This window comes from Kitasatospora sp. NPDC057904, from assembly GCF_042887925.1.
GTDB lineage: Bacteria > Actinomycetota > Actinomycetes > Streptomycetales > Streptomycetaceae > Kitasatospora.
The window spans coordinates 71799-73224 of sequence record NZ_JBHVOL010000035.1 but is presented as its reverse complement, the minus strand read 5'-3'; the positions used below and the strand labels follow the sequence as shown (position 1 = coordinate 73224).

General features: G+C 76.9%; 1 protein-coding gene. It reads right to left on the bottom strand.

Annotated elements, in window-relative coordinates; all coding sequences use genetic code 11:
• A partial coding sequence (locus tag ACFVSN_RS42120; RefSeq protein ID WP_387958785.1) for an ALF repeat-containing protein occupies positions 1–1226 on the bottom strand: 1226 nt, incomplete at its 3' end.
• Between the last annotated feature and the right edge of the window lie 200 nt (positions 1227–1426).

Below are 1426 nucleotides of genomic sequence, written 5' to 3'. Positions count from 1 at the left end.
GCCTGGGCGGCCGGGGCGGCGTTGGAACGGGCGGAGGCGGCGGCCTGGGCGGCCGCGCCGGCCTGGGTCGCGGCGAGGCCGGCCCACTGGCTGGCCTCGCCGGCGGTGCGCGCGTTGACGGCCGCGTCCCGGGCGGTGGCCGCGGCCTTGTTCGCGGCGTCGGCCTGGCTGGCGTCGCCCGCGGCGGCGGCCGCGGCGGCCAGTGCCTGGGACGCGGCGTTGCCGGCCTTGGTCGCGGCGGCGGCGGCGTTGGCGGCGGCGTTGGCGGCCTGGCGGGACGCCTCGTTGGCGGCCTTGGCCGCCGCGGAGGCGGTCTGGGCCGCGGTGGCGGCGCGCGAGGCGGCGTCGGCGGCGCGGCCGGCGGCGCTGGAGGCGGCACCGGCCGAGCCCTGCGCGGCCTTGGTCTCGGCGGCGGCCTTCTCGGCGGCCTCCTTGGCCAGCTTGGTGGCGTCGAAGGCCTTGCCCGCCGCGTCCTTGGCCGTCTGGGCCTGCTGGCCGGCCTGGTCGGAGGCGGTCTTGGTGAGGTCGGCCAGCTGGGCGACCGTCAGCTTCTCCTGGTCGTGCGCGGCCGCGGTCTGGTAGCCGTACTGGAGGAACTGCTGGACGTCGTCCATCGAGCCGTTGAGCGCGGTGTTGGCGGCTTTCTTGACCTCGTCCCCGCCGGAGGCCATCAGCTGGGAGAGGTGGACGCGGTCGTCGTCGTCCCTCGCCTTGAACTGGCCGGTGTTCAGGAACTGGTTGACGTCGTCCAGGCTGCCGTCCATGGCCTTGGCGGCGGCTGCCTGCACGCCCGGCCCGCCGGTGGCCATGAGCTGGGAGACCCGCACCCGCTGGTCGTCCTCGTAGGCCTTCTTGGCGCCCGTGGCGAGGAACTTCTGCAGGTCGTCGGCGGATCCGGCGAGCGCGGCGGTGCCGGCCGCGCGGACTCCGGGACCGGAGGTCGCGATCAGCTCCTCGATCTTGGCCCGCAGGTCCTGGTCGGCGGCGGTGGCCCGGCCCTTGGCCAGGAAGGCCGCCAGGTCGTCACCGGTGCCGGTCAGCGCGCTCTCGGCGGCGCGGCGCACGGCCGGCCCGCCGGCCTGCCAGGCCGCGACGACCTTGACCCGGTCGGGGTTCGCCGCGGTGGCGGGCGTGGTGTCCGCCACCGCGTGCGTCGTGAGCAGCCCGGTCAGCAGGCTGCCCGCCACGAACCCGGCCGCGAGGCGCGACCGGGTCCGTGCGGTCAATGACTGTTTCATCGAATGTCGCAATCCGTCCGTGAATCGGGCACCGGAGTGCCGTGACGGCCGCAGGCGTCCGCAATCCGCGCCGGCGGCCCTGGAGGTAGGTGCGGGCGAAACCGGCGGCGGGGGGGGGCGTGGCGGGCCCCCCCCCCCCCCGCCCCGCGATTTGGGCCCGCGCCCAAAAAAGACGATGCCCCGCCCCG